The sequence below is a fragment of the Crenalkalicoccus roseus genome, assembly GCF_004761865.1.
Taxonomy (GTDB): Bacteria; Pseudomonadota; Alphaproteobacteria; order Acetobacterales; family Acetobacteraceae; genus Crenalkalicoccus; species Crenalkalicoccus roseus.
Map to the genome: position 1 here is coordinate 56688 of NZ_SJDM01000012.1, position 14521 is coordinate 71208.

Consider the following 14521-nt stretch of genomic DNA (forward strand, 5'->3'; position numbering starts at 1 on the left):
GCGTGGCCGGGCCAGCACGGCCGGATCCTCATTCCGGCGCCGGCGGCGGCGCGGATCAGGCGCCGGCCTGGCCCGCCGCCATCCGGCGCCGCCGGAAGGCGTTCGCCGCCTCATGCGCCCGCCGCGTCGGCTCCGGCAGGCGGTAGCCGGCGCCGGCGCGGCGCACCCAGGCCACCGCCGCCGCCTCGGAGACGCGATGGCCGACCGAGAGGTAGAGCGGGCGGGACCCCCGGCGGGTGCGCAGCGCGGTGCCGAGGCGCTCGCCGCGCCACAGGATCGGCGCCTCGGCGCCCGGCGCCTCTCCCACCGGCCAGGCCGGCGCGCCGACCAGCAGCGACTTGGCGACGCCGATGCTCGGCACGTCGAGCAGCACGCCGAGATGCGCGGCGATGCCGAGGCCGCGCGGATGCGCGATGCCGTGCCCGTCCACCAGGACGAGGTCGGGCTTCACCGCCAGCCCCTCCCACGCCTCGAGCAGCGCCGGCACCTCGCGGAAGCCGAGGAAGCCCGGGATGTAGGGCATGGCGGCGCGCGCCGCCGCCACGGCCTGCCCCACCACGGCGAGGTCGGGCAGGGAGAGCACGACCACGGCGGCATAGACCATGTCCTCGGGGTCGAAGCGGTTGCTGCTGATGTCCACCCCGCCGAGCAGCCGCACCGGGCCGTGCGCGTCCTGCCGGATCACCCGCGCCGCCAGCGCCGCCTGCGCCGCCCGCGCCGCGGCAAGATCGGGCGGGCGCAGCCATTCGGGTGGGATGGCGGTGGCGGGCGGCATCGGCGCTGCCTGTCGCGGGAGGGGGCCTTGCGCAAGGCCCCCGCGCAACGGCCGGCAGCGGCGCGGGTTGCCCCCGCCCTCAGAACTCCCGCCGGAAGCCGAGCCGGCCGATCAGGGCGCTGGAATGCCCTGCCGTGCCGTCCTCCCGCGCGTAGCGCGCGTACTGGTAGCCGGCATCCAGGCCGAAGCCCCATCCCAGCGACCGCCCGACCGAGATCTCCAGGTGGTTCTCGGTCGGTAGCGTGTTGAAGGAACGCTTCCGCTCGTCCCGCTGCCAGGCGAGGGTGGCGCGCCAGGGCCCGTGGCTGGTCTGCGCGCCGAGGGTGGAGAAGCGCCGCGTCTCGCGTAGCGGGGCAGCGGCCGCCTCGGCCTCGTGGCCGTGCGGCTCGGCCAGCGGCCTGCCGTCGGCGTTGCGGAACTCCACGTGCTCGCCGAAGAACAGCGTGCGCAGCTCCGCCGTCCAGCGCACCTCGTAGCGTGCGCCGACGGCGAAGCCCCATTCGCGCCGCGTGCCGTCCTTGCCGGGCCCGCGCGAGAGCAGCGCCAGGTGGTAGCTGACATTCGGCAGGAACGGCATGCGCTCGCCGTCGAGCGCGATGGCGAGGTTGTCGAGGCGCCCGGTGTTCCCCGCCCCGCCCTGGTGCAGCGTGTTGCGCCGGAAGCGGTCGAACCCCTCCTCGCAGCAGCGGCGGCGGGTGAGGACGGTGTTGGACAGCGGCGTGGTGTCGAGGGTGAAGACCGCGGCGGAGATGTCGTGCTCGCCGAAGCGCGGATCGGCGAGCCAGGTCCAGGTGGCGCCGAAGCCGAGCGCCTCGTCCACTGCATAGGTCTCGTGCGCCCGGAACGCGGTGAGCACGCCGGGGAAGTCGTGGTGGCCATAGCCGAAGGGCGCGCCGAACTTGCCGGCGAAGAGGCCGAGCCGGTCGTGCGGCCGCCAGTCGAGGTACAGCGCCTTCAGGAAGGCGGCCTGGTGGCGGAGGAAGGTGTGGGTGCCGCCGGGCTCCACCTCCCCCGCCGGCTCGAATTTCAGCAGGCCCTGGAGCGAGAAGCGCGGCGAAAGGTGCAGCCCCGCCGCCATCTCGCCGAACAGGAAGGTGGTGCTGCCGCGGCGCTCCCGGTCGCCGGCGCGGAAGGTGCCGATGCCGAACAGCCCCATGTCGATCTCGCCGGCGATCTGCGGGAAGGCGGCCGCCGCCCCCTCCTCCCGCGCCGCCGCCGGCGCCGCGGCAAGCGCCAGCGCGGCGAGCGCGCCCCACCCTGCCGCGCGGATCCTCACGCCTCTCCCCGCATCGCCGGCACCATCAGCCCGACATTGTGGCGGAACATCGCCTCGTAAGTCGGCGCCGGGCCGTCGGGCGGCGACAGCGCGTCGGCGTAGAGCCGGCCGCGCACCCGCACCCCCGCCTCCCGCGCCAGGCGCTCCAGCGCGGCGGGGCTCGCCATGTTCTCCACGAAGACGGCGGTGATGCCCTCGGCCCGCACCTGGCGGATCAGCCGCGCCACCTCGGCCGCCGAGGGCTCGGCGGCGGTGGAGACGCCCTGCGGCGCCAGGAACTCGACGCCATAGGCCTCGCCGAAATAGCCGAAGGCGTCGTGGCTGGTGACCACCTTGCGCCGCGCCGGCGGCACGGTGGCGATCTGCTCGCGCACCCAGGCGTCGAGCGCGGCGAGGCGCCCGAGATAGGCGGCGGCGTTGCGGCGGTAGGCCTCGGCGCCGGCCGGGTCGGCGGCGGCCAGCCCCTCGGCGATGGTGCGCACATAGGCCTGCCCGAGCCGGAGGTCCTGCCAGGCATGGGGGTCGGCTACCCGGCGCGGCGGCACGGCGTGCTGGCGCCGCCGCTCCGTGCCGGCATGGCCGTGGTCGTGGGCATGGCCGTGCCCGTGGTGGTGATGCCCCTCCATGGTGCGGGGCGTGATCCCCTCGGTCGCCGTCACCATCCGCGCCCCGGGCGCGGCGGCGCGGGCGAGGCGGTCGAACCAGGCATCGAAGCCGAGGCCGTTCCTGACCAGCAGCGCCGCGCCGCGGATCGCCTCGGCATCCGAGGGGCGGGGCTGGAAGCTGTGGGCGTCCACATCCGGCCCGGCGATGACGCGCAGCGCCAGCCTCTCGCCGCCGAGCTGGCGGACCATGTCGCCGAGGATGCTGAAGGAGGCGACGACCGGCACGGCGCCGCCGGTCTGGCCCGCGGCGGCGCGGGGGGCGAGGGCGGCGAGCGGGAGGGCAAGCAGGAGGCGGCGGCGCATCGGGCGGCTCCCGTGATGTTATACTATAACACTACCAGCCCCCGGAAAAACGGCAACCTCCCCCGAGAGGGGCTCACCCCCCGCGCAGCCAGCGGCGGAGGCGGTCGAGCAGGGATTCGCCGCGCTCGGACAGGCGCTGATGCGTCACATGCGGCCGCCTGGCCGGCGGCGGCAGGGCGGTGGCCACGGTATGGCGCCCGGCATCCCGCGCCGCGATCAGGCGGATCTCGAGGCCGATCACCTGCGCCACCGCCTCCGGCGGGTTGGAGCGGCGCAGCGCCTCGGCCGTCGCCGCGGCATCGTCCCAGGCCTCGGCCCGGCGCAGCGCGTCCACCACACGCACCGTCTGCTCCGGATCGAGCGGCGGGCCGGCGCGCCACAGCGCCACCGCCTCCAGCCGCCATTGCCGGGCGAGGTCGGCGCGGCCGAGATCGTCGGCCACCCAGGCGGCCTGCAGCGTCGCCTCGGCGGCGGCGTGCAGCGCCCCGGTCTCCTCCAGCACATGCGCCCAGGCGAGGAAGCGGCGGGCCAGCGGCGGGTGGCCGGTCTCGGCCAGCAGGGCGCGGAAGGGCGCCGCCGCCACCGCCTGCGCCGCGGCCGGGTGCGCCTTGGCGATGTCCGGCGCCGCGTAGCCGCAGGAGGGGCATTGCTGCAGCCAGCGGGCCATGCTGCTGCGCACCGGCTCGCCGGGGCGGAGATCGAGATCCGGCGCCTGCTCGGGCGGCATCGGCCGGAACGGCACCTGCCGGCTGCCGGTGCCGCAGACGGCGCAGACCGGCTGCGGGTCGGCCGCGTTGGGGCGGGAGCTGGCGGAGGACGGAGCGGGCATCGTGCCAAAGGTAGGCGCAGCGGCCGGAAAGGCGAAGGGGGGATGAGGGGCCGCGCAGCAGCGTGTTGCCCGAAGCCGGCCGGCTGGGGAAAATAGGCCGATGCCCCGCGGCGACCTGTTCCCCGATATCGCACCCTATGAGACCGGCCTGCTGCCCCTGTCGGGCGGCCACGTGATGTACTGGGAGCAGGTGGGCAACCCGCGCGGGCAGCCGGTGCTGTTCCTGCACGGGGGCCCGGGCGCCGGGGCCGGCGCGGTGCATCGGCGCTTCTTCGACCCCGGCCACTGGCGCGTGGTGATCTTCGACCAGCGCGGCGCCGGCCGTTCCCGCCCCCTCGGCGAGCTGCGCGAGAACTCCACCCCCCACCTCGTCGCCGACATCGAGGCGCTGCGCCGCTTCCTCGGCATCGAGCGCTGGCTGCTGTTCGGCGGCAGCTGGGGCAGCACCCTCGCCCTCGCCTACGCGCAGGAACACCCGAACCGCGTCACCGGCTGCGTGCTGCGCGGCGTGTTCCTCGGCCGCCGCAGCGAGGTGGACTGGTTCCTCCACGGCCTGCGCCGCGTCTTCCCCGATGCCTGGGCGCAATTCGTCGAGCACCTGCCGCCCGAGGAGCGGAGCGACCTGCTCGGCTCCTACCTCCGCCGCCTCTGCGACCCCGACCCGATGGTGCACCTGCCGGCGGCGCGGGCCTGGAGCCAGTACGAGGGCTCCTGCTCCACCCTGCTGCCGAGCCCGGACACGGTGGCGAGCTTCGCCCAGGACCGTACCGCCCTCGGCCTCGCCCGGATCGAGGCCTGGTACTTCGCCAACGACCTGTTCCTGCCGCCCGAGGGGCTGCTCGGCCGCATGGGGCGCATCGCCCACATCCCGGCCGAGATCGTGCAGGGCCGCTACGACATGGTCTGCCCGCCGGAGACCGCCTTCGAACTCGCCGCCGCCTGGCCGCGGGCCCGGCTGACGGTGGTGCCGGATGCCGGCCACTCGGCGCTCGAGCCCGGCGTGCGCACGGCGCTGGTCGGCGCGGTGGAGCGGTTCCGGCGGCGGGGGGCGTAGGGCGCCCCCTTCCCGGAGTTCAGCGCACCCGCCGCAAGGCCAGCGGGCCGCCGACCAGGCGCCTGCCCTCGCGCGAGAACACGGTGGAGAGGGCGTTCACCGTCACGAAGACCCGGTTGCCCTCCTCGGTGTAGGTGCCGGCGGCGGGCACCCCGCCCGTCGGCGTCACCACCACCCGCGAGCGGTCCACGAACTCGATGCGCAGCAGCTCCCCCTCATAGATCCGCCCGCGCAGCGGTCCCGCCTCGGCACGCTCGATCGCGGCCAGGATGACGGCGCGGTGCGCCCCGGCCAGCTCGGCGAACTGCGCCTTCTCGGCGGCGGCCGAGGCCGGCCAGGCGGCGATGCCGGGCAGCAGGAGGTCGTCTATCGCCGCCATGCCCTCCTCGGTCTGCGGCAGGGCCGCAAGCTCGCGGCGGAAGGCCGGCAGCAGCGCCTCCGCCACCGACCGGCGGCGCGCGGCGGCGGCCTCCTGCACCCGGCCGGCGCCCTCCGGCTCCAGCAGCCGCAGCACTCCCTCCGCGGCAAGCCGGTCGAGCCGGCCGAAGGCCTCGGCATTGGGTGGGACGGCGGCGATCTCCTGCGCCAGCCGCTCCGCCACCATGCCGGCCAGTGCGGCGCGGCGCGCCTCCGCCGCCTGCTGCACGGCCCGCACCCCCTCCACCCCGGCCAGGTCGAGCAGGTGCGGCGGCACCTGGGAGGCCATTCCCCGCAGCATCTGCAGCGAGGAGAGGTCGGGCGGCAGGCGCGCGATCGTGCCGAGCAGCCCGTCGCGGAGGGCGGCGCCGATCTCGGCGCGGCGCGCGGCGATCGCCGCCTCCACCGCCTGCACCCCCTCCGCGCCGATCGCCGCCGCCTGGGACGGCAGCGCCTGCCGGCGGAAACGGTCGAGCGCCTGCGCCCCCTCGGGAGAAAGCGGCGCCGCCCGCACCTCGCGCAGCATCCCGTCGCGGAGGGCGGCGCCGATCTCGGCGCGGCGCGCGGCGATCGCCGCCTCCACCGCCCGCGTCGCTTCCGCCCCGAGGACCGGGGCGTGGTCCTGCGCCGTCTGCTGCGCCTGACGGTCGAGGGCGCGCAGCCCGGCGGCGGAGGGCTCGGCCCGCGCGATCTCCGCCACCAGCCCGTCCCGCACCGCCTCGCGGAGCGCGGGGAGGCGCGCCGCCGCCGGGCGGAGGGCCTGCCGCCCTTCCTCCTCCGGCAGGTCGCGCAGGGCGCCGAGCAGGGTGCGGGCCGCGGCCTGGGCCGGGCCGGCGAGGAGCCCGGCGGCCTGTCCGGCGCGCGCGAAGGCCCCCTCCTCGGTGCCGATCCCGGCCAGCGCCGCGTGGAGGCGCAGCAGGGGCGGCGAGGCCGGCGCCTCCCCGAGTTCGGCAAGGGCGCGCGGCGCCGCGGCGCGCGCCTCGGCCAGGGCGGAGAGGTAGGTGGGCACCTCCCGCGCGGCCTGCAGGCGCAGCGCGTTCAGCGCCGCCTGCGTCTCGCGCCGGTTGCCGCGGCGCGCCGCCTCGGCGCATTCGGCGAGAAGGGGGGCAAGCGCCTGCGCCTCCTCCGGCGTCCAGGACAGCACCGGCTTGCCGAATAGGGCGGCGGTGCGCGGCGCCGCGAACAGCGGGTGGAAGCGGTCGCGGCCGCCGAGATCGTTCGGCCGCCAGCGCGCGGCGCGGTCGAAACCCTCCGCCCAGGCGGCGAGGGCGGGGCAGCCCGGCCGGGCGAGCTGGGCCTGCGCGGGAAGAGCCGGCGCCAGCAGGGCGACCACGAGCACGGCATGCCGCCGCACGCCTTTCCTGATGGACATCCTTCCTCCCGGTCCTGTTGCGCCCAGCCTAGGGGGGAAGGCGGGAGCCGCCAAGCCGGAACGGTTACAGCACGGCCAGGGGCACGGGGGCCGGCGCCGCGCGGCGCGCCCTCCCCCGCCGCGGCGGCGCCTCCGGCCGGTAGAACACCAGGCCGCCGATCTCGGCGGTGGGCGCCAGGGTCAGCGCCCAGCCCGGCAGCGATCCCGCCTCATGCCAGTGCGTCGCCCCACCCGTCGGGTCGGGCAGGCTGCCCGCGACGGCACGCGCGGCGACGCGGCGGCAGATGGCGAGCGCCGCATCCCCCTCCGGCACCGTGCCCAGCGCGGCATGGCGCGGATGGCGGGGGTTCCAGCAGGCGAAGAGGAAGGGCGCGCGGCACACCGGCCCGATCAGGCCGGGCCAGGCGCCGGAGGCGGGCGCGCCCCGCCAGGGCGGGGCGAAGCGCAGCCGCGCCGCCGCCGCCTCGGCCGCCAGCTTGGCGCGGTTCACCACGAGCGCGGCCAGGGCCTCGATCGCCCGCACCGGCCGCGTGCCGGCCTCGGCCCAGAGGGTGAGCGCCAGGGTCTCCGCCGCCGGCGCGCCCGCCGCGCGCCTCACCGCTCGTCTCCCAGGCCGAGGCCGGCGCGCGGGCGGCTGGCGGCGGCGCGGTTCACCGCCTCGAGCTTCTCCTCGATGCGCAGGAGCTGCGCCGAGAGCCGGCGGTCCACCTCGCGGATCAGCGAGAGGGGCACGTAGGTGCGCGCCACTTCCAGCTTGAACTCCGCCAGATCCTCGCGGGTGCGGGCGACGGCCTCGCTCTCCCGCTGGTCGGCCCGCTCCATGCGCTCGTGCAGGTCGCGGCGCAGGCCGTGGATCATCCAGAACAGGGCGCCGACGATCGGCGCCTCCACCGCCGTGATCCACCAGGTGGGTTCGATCTGCATGCTTGCCTCCTCATGGCCTCCTTGCAGGCCCCCGGCGGCGGCCCCACCCTCTCGGGCGGTCCGCGCGGGATGGAACGGTTGCGATGTGGAACGAGCCCTATCTCGAGACCTGCTGCCGATCGGCGCTGCACCGGCTGATGCTGGTGGGCGCGATCGGCCGTCCGGAGGGGCTGCAGGACGAGCCCTGCCTGAAGCGGCTGCAGGGCATGGGTCTGGCGCGGCGGCGCGAGGATGGACGCTTCGTCGCCACCGCGGCCGGCGAGGACCGGCACGCGCGGGAGATCCTGCGCCGGCCGGCGGCGTAGGGCGGATCGCGGACGGCCGGAGGCGGCGCTGGGCGCCCCCCGGCCGCGGCGCTCATCCCGCCCCATGCCAGGCGGCGTGGCGCGGCACGGCGGGCGCGCCGGGCAGGCGCACCGGCTCGGCCAGCAGGCAGCCGGCCAGCGCGTCCAGCGCGTCGTCCCGGCCGCCCGCCGCCTCCGGCCGCCAGGCGGCCATCTCCTGCGGGAAGGGGGTGCGGAACACCCCCTCATGCGCGTGCAGGCGGCGGGCGGCGAGGGCGGGATCGAGCGCGGCGAGGATGCGCTCCGCCTTCGCCCGGCGGCTCGCATGCTCCACCACGGCGCAGGCGGCGCCGGCGCGCGCCATCTCCCGCCTGAGCAGGGCGGGCAGGAAGCGGCCGATCCCGTTGGTCTCGACGCGCACCACGGGCAGCATCAGCTCGCGCGCGATGGCGGCGACGGCGCGGCACTGCTGCGTCGCCGGGTCGTCGGCGCCGTCCGGGTCGTGCCGCAGCCAGGCGATGCGGTGCAGGTAGTGGTTGCCCTCCCCGTCCGCGTAGCAGCAGGCGAGGACGGAACCGTCGCCCGCCTCGCCGCGCGCCGCCGGGCGCCCATAGGCCGGGTCCCAGAAGCCGCCGCCCGAGACCAGGCGCCGGCCGAGCAGCCAGAGCTGCGGGCGTCCGCCTGCCTCCCGGTACTCCGGCTGCTCGGCGTAGCGCACGATCAGCGCCGGATCGAGCCGCGCCGCCCGCTCCTCCACCGGCTGGAGCTGCATCTGCCGCGCGAAGTGCAGCGGTCCGACGCGCGCGCGCAGCGCCGCCACCGCCTCGGGCGGGAAGCGCTCCGGCCAGGCGCTGCGCCCCGCCGCGTCGAGCAGCGGCACGACGAGGCGCCGGTAGCCGGCGAGGAAGGCCTCGCCCTGCGCGGGATGCAGGTAGAGGCTCTCCGCGCAGTGCGGCGTGCCGACGTAGAGGATGGTGCCGCCCGGGGTCAGCACGAACTCGGTCTCGCGCAGCCGCTCGCGCAGCTCGGCGCGCTTGCCCGGCGTGTCGCAATTCCCGGCCACCTCGACGTCGTCGCAGACGATCAGCTCCGCCCGCGCGCCGGTGATGTTGCCGGCCAGGCCCTGCGCCAGCATGGAGGGATCGCGCAGCACCGTGCGGCGGGCGACGGTGAAGCGGTCCATCGCCCAGGAGTCCGGCCCCTCCGGCAGCAGGTGCCGGCAGAGCGGGTGCCGCTCCAGGATGCGGCGCACCGTCGCCACCATCTTCACCGCCAGCGTCTGCTCGGCGGCGAGCACCAGGATGCGCGCCTCCGGCTCGCGCAGCAGCCACCAGGCGCAGTAGAGCCCGACCAGGGTGGACTTGCCGCAGCCGCGGAACGCCATCAGCAGCAGCCGCCGGTCGCCGGCCTCGCGCCGCGCCTCCAGCCAGCGCGCGACGCGCCGGTGCACGGCGGGCGTCGCCTGCCCCTGCAGGGCGTTCCAGGACCAGACGAACTCCAGGAAGCCGGCCTCAGCCGCCCTCGTCATCCGCCGCCTCCTCCTCCGCCAGCGCCGCGATCTGCCGGCGGGTCTCGCCGAGGCAGTGCGCGATGTCCTGCACCTCCTCCTCCCGCCCGCCGTCGCCGGCGAGCTTGAGGAGCTGCTCGAGATGCGCGAGCGCCGCGCGCGCCGCGGCGTGGCGGGCGGCGAAGGCGCGGGCGTCGGCGGCGTCGCCCGCCTCGGCCGAGGCGGCGACGAACCCCTCGTAATCGGCCAGCACGCGGCGGGCGGCGGCGGCGAAGTCGGTGCTCTCGAGCGGCGGCCGCGCGCGCCTCCTCATCGCGCCACCGCCCCGCCGGACCGCACCGGCGCCTCTGCCGCCCGCGGGAACTCCTTGCTCATGCGGTTCTCCTAGAGCTTGGGTTTGACGACGCGCAGGAAGGCCGTGCCCGGCGCCAGCTCCACCGCTGCACCGGTCGGGTTCCAGATGCGCAGGCTGACGCTGGCGGGCGCGGTGGCGTTGACCTGCGCGAGGAAGGGCAGCAGGGTCGCGTTCGACCAGGCGGCCTGCGCGAAGTCGCCGGGCGCCGCATCCGGCAGCGGCACGGTGTGGGCGAAGGATCCGCCGGCGGCGATCGGGGGCGGGGTGAGCGCGGCGGTGGTGGCGAGCTCCCGCGTGCCCCAGCGCCGCCCGCCGCCGGCCAGCACCGCCGGCGCGTGCTGCGCCGGGCCGTAGAGGCGCAGCGCCCGCAGGGTGGCGCCGGCCGAGCCGCCGCGCACGCCGATCACGGCGTAGCGGCAGGCGGGATGCAGCGTCACCCGCTGCAGCCGGTTCAGCGCCAGCCCGCCGGTCAGGCTGTCGAGGTTGGCGTTGCCCTCCCACCAGAAGGCCGGGGCGCCGGCCCAGGTGATGTTCATGTTGGACAGCAGCGCCGGCGCCTCCGGCCCGAGCACGATCTCCGTCGCGCCGAACTGCATCACCACGGGGCGCAGGTCGGTCCCCTCGGCGGCGAGGAAGAACTCCTTGCACCGCTCCGCATCCACCACGAAGGCGAGGGCGCGCGAGGTGGGCAGGGTGACGCTGTCGGCGTTCAGCCCGATGTCGGGCAGGCCCGGGAAGCAGAAGCCGTTCAGCGTGCCGGGCGGCCCCGCCGGATTGCCCGACAGCACCGCCATCCCCTCGAATCCAGTCTCCCCCGCCCTCCAGCGGAAGGCGCGGGCGCGCACGCTCTCCGCCGCGGCGATCAGGCGCGGCGTGCCGATCGCCGCCGCCGCCTGGTGGCGGGGAATGACGGTGCCGCCGGCGCGCGTCGCCCCCGGCGGGTAGTGGATGTCGCAGCCGAGGAAGCCGTAGGTGCCGACGAAGCTCACCTCGTACACCGCGTCGTTGAAGCCGCCGGTGTGGCGCGCGACGTAGGGCGAGCACTGCTCCATGCGGATGCCGAGCGCCGTCAACCCGCGCCCGTCCGCCGCCTCCAGCAGGAAGGGGATGGCGTCCACCGTGCCCGGCGTGCCCTGGCGCTGCAGCTCGAAGGCCGGGCCGAGGAACAGGTGCGCGTTGTGCCGGTCGTAGGCGCCAGGGGCGTTGGAGAAGCGCACGCCGAAGCGCGCCTTCGTCGGGTTGGTGGCGGAGCTGCAGGCGAAGTGCCCGCCATGGTGGCGCAGGCTGTTGCACCAGCCCGCAGCGGTCAGGGTACGCAGATCGAGCCCGATGCGGTTGTCGATCAGCCGGCCGTAGAACAGCTCGCTGTCCTCGGCGCCGAGCTGGTCGCCCACCACCTGCACGCCGATGGTGAAGCGCTCGGCGCGGCGGATCTCGACATGGCAGGCGTCTATGTTGCGGAGCTGGATGCCGATGTCGGCCTCGTCGGTCCAGTCGCTCTGCGCCGCGCGCACCACGCTGAGGCCGGTGTAGCGCCGCGCCTGGGCGCGGATGGCGCCGCCGTCGCCGATCGCCAGCGCGGTGCGGCCCGGCGGCCCGTCGTAGAGGATGGTGCCGCGCATGGCGAGGCCGGCGGCGGCGCTGAGCAGCGTCAGGCCCATGGTGGTGCGGAAGGTGCCCTCGCCGATCTCCAGCACCTTGCCGCTGGCCGCGGCCGCGTGCATCGCCGCCTGCAGCGCCGGCCCGTCGTCCGTCACGCCGTCCCCGACCGCGCCGAAGTCGCGCGCCGAGAGCCGCTCGCCGAGCTTGTCCTCGACCGTGCGCGGCACGCCGCCCGGGAAGGGCGCGGTCAGCAGCCCCTCCCCGCGCTCGAACACCGCGAGGCCGCCGACGCTGTCGAAGCCGATCAGCCGGTTCGCCCGCACCTCGCGCGACGGCAGCGGCGCCAGCGACCCGACCTCGGAGGGCGCGAGGCGCAGGGTGGCGGAGAGCTCCTCCTTCACCTCCTGCAGCGCGGCGACCTGGTAGTCCAGCTCGTCGTTCAGCACGCGGCTGCGGAGGATGCCGTTCTCCTGGAAGTCGCTGGTGCGCGCCACCACCAGGTTGCGGCGCAGCGTCACGCGCCGCCCCGCCTCCGGCGGCTGGTCGAAGCGCACCAGGCCGCCGCCCGAGGCGCCGGCGCCGAGGATGGCGAAGCCCGTCTGCTGCACCAGCTCGCCGATGCGCACCTCGAGATTCGCGGCCTCGAAGATCGGGAAGGGGAAGGAGAAGTCGGTCTGTACGCCGTCGGCCACGTACTGCACTCGCGGCGCGACGTCGCCGATGCGGATGTGCTCGTCCATCGCTCGCTGGAACTCCCGAAAGGGGGGCTGGGGGGGGCCATGCCCCCTTCGGCCGCGCAACCGGGGTCGGTGGGGCGACCGGTTGCGCGGCCGGCTAATCCAGAAGGCTTCTCGCCAGCGCGCCGAAGCTGCGACCGGACTGCAGCATCGCGGTGAGCGTGCCGTCCGGATTCAGCAGGCTGGCGCGGCCGCGCGCGAGGCGCGCGCGCAGCGCCTCCTCGCTCGCGCCCTCCGCCTCCGCGGCCACGCGCTCGAAGCCGGCGGTAAGCGCGCCGGCACTGCCGTCATCCGGCGCGACGCCGGAGGCGGCGAGGCGCGCGCGGGCCGCGGCCACGGTGCGGGAGAGCGTCTGCTGCCGCGATGCCCGCTCGGCCTCGCGCTGCGCCAGCAGCTCCTGCTGGCGCGCCTCCTCCTGGGACTTCGCGATCTCGGCCTGGGCGCGGCTCATCGCGCTCTGCGCCTGCGCCTGGCGCACGGTGCCGTAGAGGCTCGCGCCGGCGCCCAGCACGGTGGCGAAAGAGGCAAGTGCTCCCATCAGTCGGTGATCCTCGTCTCGGTGGTGACGGAAAGCAGGGTCATGGGCAGCGGCGTCGCGTCCTCGATCCGCCAGAGCGAGGCGAGGGCGTCGCGCCGCCAGCCGAGCGCGCGCAGCCGCACGTCGCCGGTGAAGCGGCCCGGCGCGGAGTCGAGCAGCGGCGTGTCGAGCCGGCGGAACGGCACCGGGTTCGGGCCGTGGCCGAGATCCACCGCGAGCGAGCCCGTCTCCAGCAGCCGGAAGGTGACGGAGACGAGGCGCAGCGGCGCCGCGCGCACCCCGATCGCGGTGGCGAGGTCGGGCGGCAGCGGCTCGACGACATGGCGGAAGCCGAGGCCCACCTGCACCTCCCGCGCCGGCGGGTCGAGCGTGACCGCGCCACCCGAGACGGTGGCGCCGCCATGCGGCGCGCCGTCCGCCACCACCGTCACCTCCCGCCCTTCGAGATGGGAGAGGCCGCTCCAGCGCTCCCGCGGCGCGGCGGCGGCGCCGGTCAGCGCGGCGTCGGTCGCCAGCGCCTCGTCGAAGCGCTCGAGCCGCATGGTGCCGTCGCGCTCGACCGCGGCCCAGACCTGGCCCTCGATCTCGGCCAGGGCGCGGAAGGCACCGTCGGTCTCCTGCCGCGTCCAGGCGGTGACCTCCTCGGCGCGGTAGAGCGTCAGCGTCGCCAGGGAGCCGTCCGCCATCGCCACGTGCAGCAGCCGGCGGACCTGGTCGTAGCAGAGCGCCACCGGGTCACGGACCAGATGCCGCGCCACCAGGGCGAGGTCGTTGGCCTGGTAGGCCTGCTGCAGGTCGGTGTAGACGAACTCGTGGACGCTGCGGCCGCTGCGGGCGACGAAGATGGTGGCGCCGTCCACGTCCACCGGCGGCACCATGCGCGCGACCGGAGAGCCGATGCGCGTCTGGCGATGGAGCTGGATGCTGCCGGGCGTCAGCGGCATGCCGCTCACCATCCACTCCGCCCCCGAGGTGAAGACCTGCAGGTGCTGGCCCGAGAACAGGCCTCGGATCGCGTTCACCTGGTCGGAGACCAGGCCGAACTCGATCGCCTCGTCGTCGAGCCCGGTGCCGAGGTCGAAGTTGAACAGGTCGCCCGAGCGCGACAGCCACAGCCGGTTCGGCAGGTCGCGCGAGCCGCCGATCACCAGCCGGTCCTGGTGGAAGCACAGCGTCACCGGCCAGCCGCGCACGGGGGAGAAGGCAGGCTCCTCCCACATCGTGGTCGGCGCCGCGCTCTCGAGCGGCCCCTCCTCCACCACCGCGGTGGCGGCGACGGGCGAGCCCACGCCGCTGATGCGCACGCGCCTGCCGGCGATGCGGAAGGGCTGGCCGGCATGGCCCGGCTGGAACACCGGCGCCGAGGCGAGGAGCGTGATGACCCCGCTCGTACCCCCCGGCGTCAGCGTCACCTCGGGCGGGGCGAAGCGGAAGCTCGGCTCGCGCAGGAAGCTCCAGGGCGCGACCTGCCAGTCGGCATGGCCGGTGCGGGTGATGCGCTGCGGCGGCATCTCCGGGTGCACCAGCAGCAGCGTGTCGGCGCTCTGCGTCCAGGCGAGCTGGGGCAGCATCGCCTCGGTCCAGGGTCCGGCGAGCTGCGCCACCTCGGCGTCGCCGACGAAGACGCGCATCGCCCCGGCGGTCAGCACCAGCAGATAGGTCTGCTCGGTGTTGAACTCGAAGGGGATCAGCCGCGCGGGCCCCGGCAGCATCGCGACGTGGCGCAGCCCGGGCCGGCGCGTCACGCCGCCGGTCGGCTGGATGAAGACGTTGCGCAGGCGCCGCGCGCCGTTCGCCCAGGCGCGCAGGTCAGGCCGGCCGAGCAGCTCCGGCGCCAGCTCTCCTGCGGTGAAGCTGGTCTTGAGCGTGCGGGACTGCGCCAT

The 14521-nt window shown here is 76.2% G+C and carries 14 protein-coding genes; 2 read left to right on the forward strand and 12 right to left on the reverse strand.

Translation table 11 applies throughout. The annotated features are described in order from the left end of the window. Nucleotides 1–55: 55 nt before the first annotated feature. From nfi to ET526_RS10980, 4 genes are all read right to left on the reverse strand, one after another. Nucleotides 56–775, reverse strand: a complete 720-nt coding sequence (gene nfi, locus ET526_RS10965; protein WP_135467736.1) for a deoxyribonuclease V — start codon at nucleotides 773–775, stop codon at nucleotides 56–58. Between the two features lie 79 nt (nucleotides 776–854). Next, nucleotides 855–2051: a hypothetical protein gene (locus ET526_RS10970; RefSeq protein ID WP_135467737.1), complete on the reverse strand. Its 1197-nt coding sequence runs from the start codon at nucleotides 2049–2051 to the stop codon at nucleotides 855–857. After that, nucleotides 2048–3019: a metal ABC transporter solute-binding protein, Zn/Mn family gene (locus ET526_RS10975; protein WP_135467738.1), complete on the reverse strand. Its 972-nt coding sequence runs from the start codon at nucleotides 3017–3019 to the stop codon at nucleotides 2048–2050. Before ET526_RS10975 ends, ET526_RS10970 begins: the two co-directional genes overlap by 4 nt. A gap of 73 nt (nucleotides 3020–3092) precedes the next feature. Then, the gene (locus ET526_RS10980) at nucleotides 3093–3848 is read right to left on the reverse strand and encodes a hypothetical protein (protein ID WP_135467739.1); all 756 of its coding nucleotides are present in this window, start codon (nucleotides 3846–3848) and stop codon (nucleotides 3093–3095) included. Nucleotides 3849–3948: 100 nt separating this feature from the next. On the opposite strand from ET526_RS10980, the gene pip reads away from it, so the two are divergent. Continuing rightward, nucleotides 3949–4902, forward strand: a complete 954-nt coding sequence (gene pip / locus ET526_RS10985) for a prolyl aminopeptidase (RefSeq protein ID WP_135467740.1) — start codon at nucleotides 3949–3951, stop codon at nucleotides 4900–4902. A 19-nt stretch (nucleotides 4903–4921) separates the two neighbouring features. Here pip and ET526_RS10990 read toward each other — a convergent pair whose 3' ends face one another. The 3 genes from ET526_RS10990 to ET526_RS11000 form a co-directional block, all read right to left on the reverse strand. Then, nucleotides 4922–6691 (reverse strand): hypothetical protein, encoded by a 1770-nt coding sequence (locus tag ET526_RS10990; RefSeq protein ID WP_135467741.1) that lies wholly within the window; start codon nucleotides 6689–6691, stop codon nucleotides 4922–4924. A gap of 64 nt (nucleotides 6692–6755) precedes the next feature. Continuing rightward, nucleotides 6756–7289 carry a cell wall hydrolase gene (locus ET526_RS10995; RefSeq protein ID WP_135467742.1) on the reverse strand — a complete coding sequence of 178 codons (534 nt, stop codon included), beginning with the start codon at nucleotides 7287–7289 and terminating at the stop codon, nucleotides 6756–6758. Then, entirely contained in the window at nucleotides 7286–7615 is a 330-nt protein-coding gene (locus tag ET526_RS11000) for a hypothetical protein (RefSeq protein ID WP_135467743.1), read from the reverse strand. The genes ET526_RS10995 and ET526_RS11000 overlap by 4 nt, the downstream gene beginning before the upstream one ends. 83 nt (nucleotides 7616–7698) lie before the next feature. On the opposite strand from ET526_RS11000, the gene ET526_RS11005 reads away from it, so the two are divergent. Continuing rightward, on the forward strand, nucleotides 7699–7920 hold the full coding sequence (locus tag ET526_RS11005; RefSeq protein WP_135467744.1) for a hypothetical protein: 222 nt from the start codon (nucleotides 7699–7701) through the stop codon (nucleotides 7918–7920). A 52-nt stretch (nucleotides 7921–7972) separates the two neighbouring features. Here the strand turns inward: ET526_RS11005 and terL are convergent, their stop codons facing one another. The 5 genes from terL to ET526_RS11030 form a co-directional block, all read right to left on the reverse strand. Next, entirely contained in the window at nucleotides 7973–9427 is a 1455-nt protein-coding gene (gene terL, locus ET526_RS11010) for a phage terminase large subunit (protein ID WP_135467745.1), read from the reverse strand. Further along, a complete protein-coding gene (locus ET526_RS11015; protein WP_135467746.1) occupies nucleotides 9411–9719 on the reverse strand; it encodes a hypothetical protein in 309 nt (102 codons plus the stop codon). The genes terL and ET526_RS11015 overlap by 17 nt, the downstream gene beginning before the upstream one ends. Before the next feature lie 71 nt (nucleotides 9720–9790). Further along, nucleotides 9791–12103 carry a glycosyl hydrolase family 28-related protein gene (locus tag ET526_RS11020; protein WP_135467747.1) on the reverse strand — a complete coding sequence of 771 codons (2313 nt, stop codon included), beginning with the start codon at nucleotides 12101–12103 and terminating at the stop codon, nucleotides 9791–9793. Nucleotides 12104–12197: 94 nt separating this feature from the next. Further along, nucleotides 12198–12638: a hypothetical protein gene (locus ET526_RS11025; RefSeq protein WP_135467748.1), complete on the reverse strand. Its 441-nt coding sequence runs from the start codon at nucleotides 12636–12638 to the stop codon at nucleotides 12198–12200. Further along, nucleotides 12638–14521 carry a hypothetical protein gene (locus tag ET526_RS11030; protein WP_135467749.1) on the reverse strand — a complete coding sequence of 628 codons (1884 nt, stop codon included), beginning with the start codon at nucleotides 14519–14521 and terminating at the stop codon, nucleotides 12638–12640. The genes ET526_RS11025 and ET526_RS11030 overlap by 1 nt, the downstream gene beginning before the upstream one ends.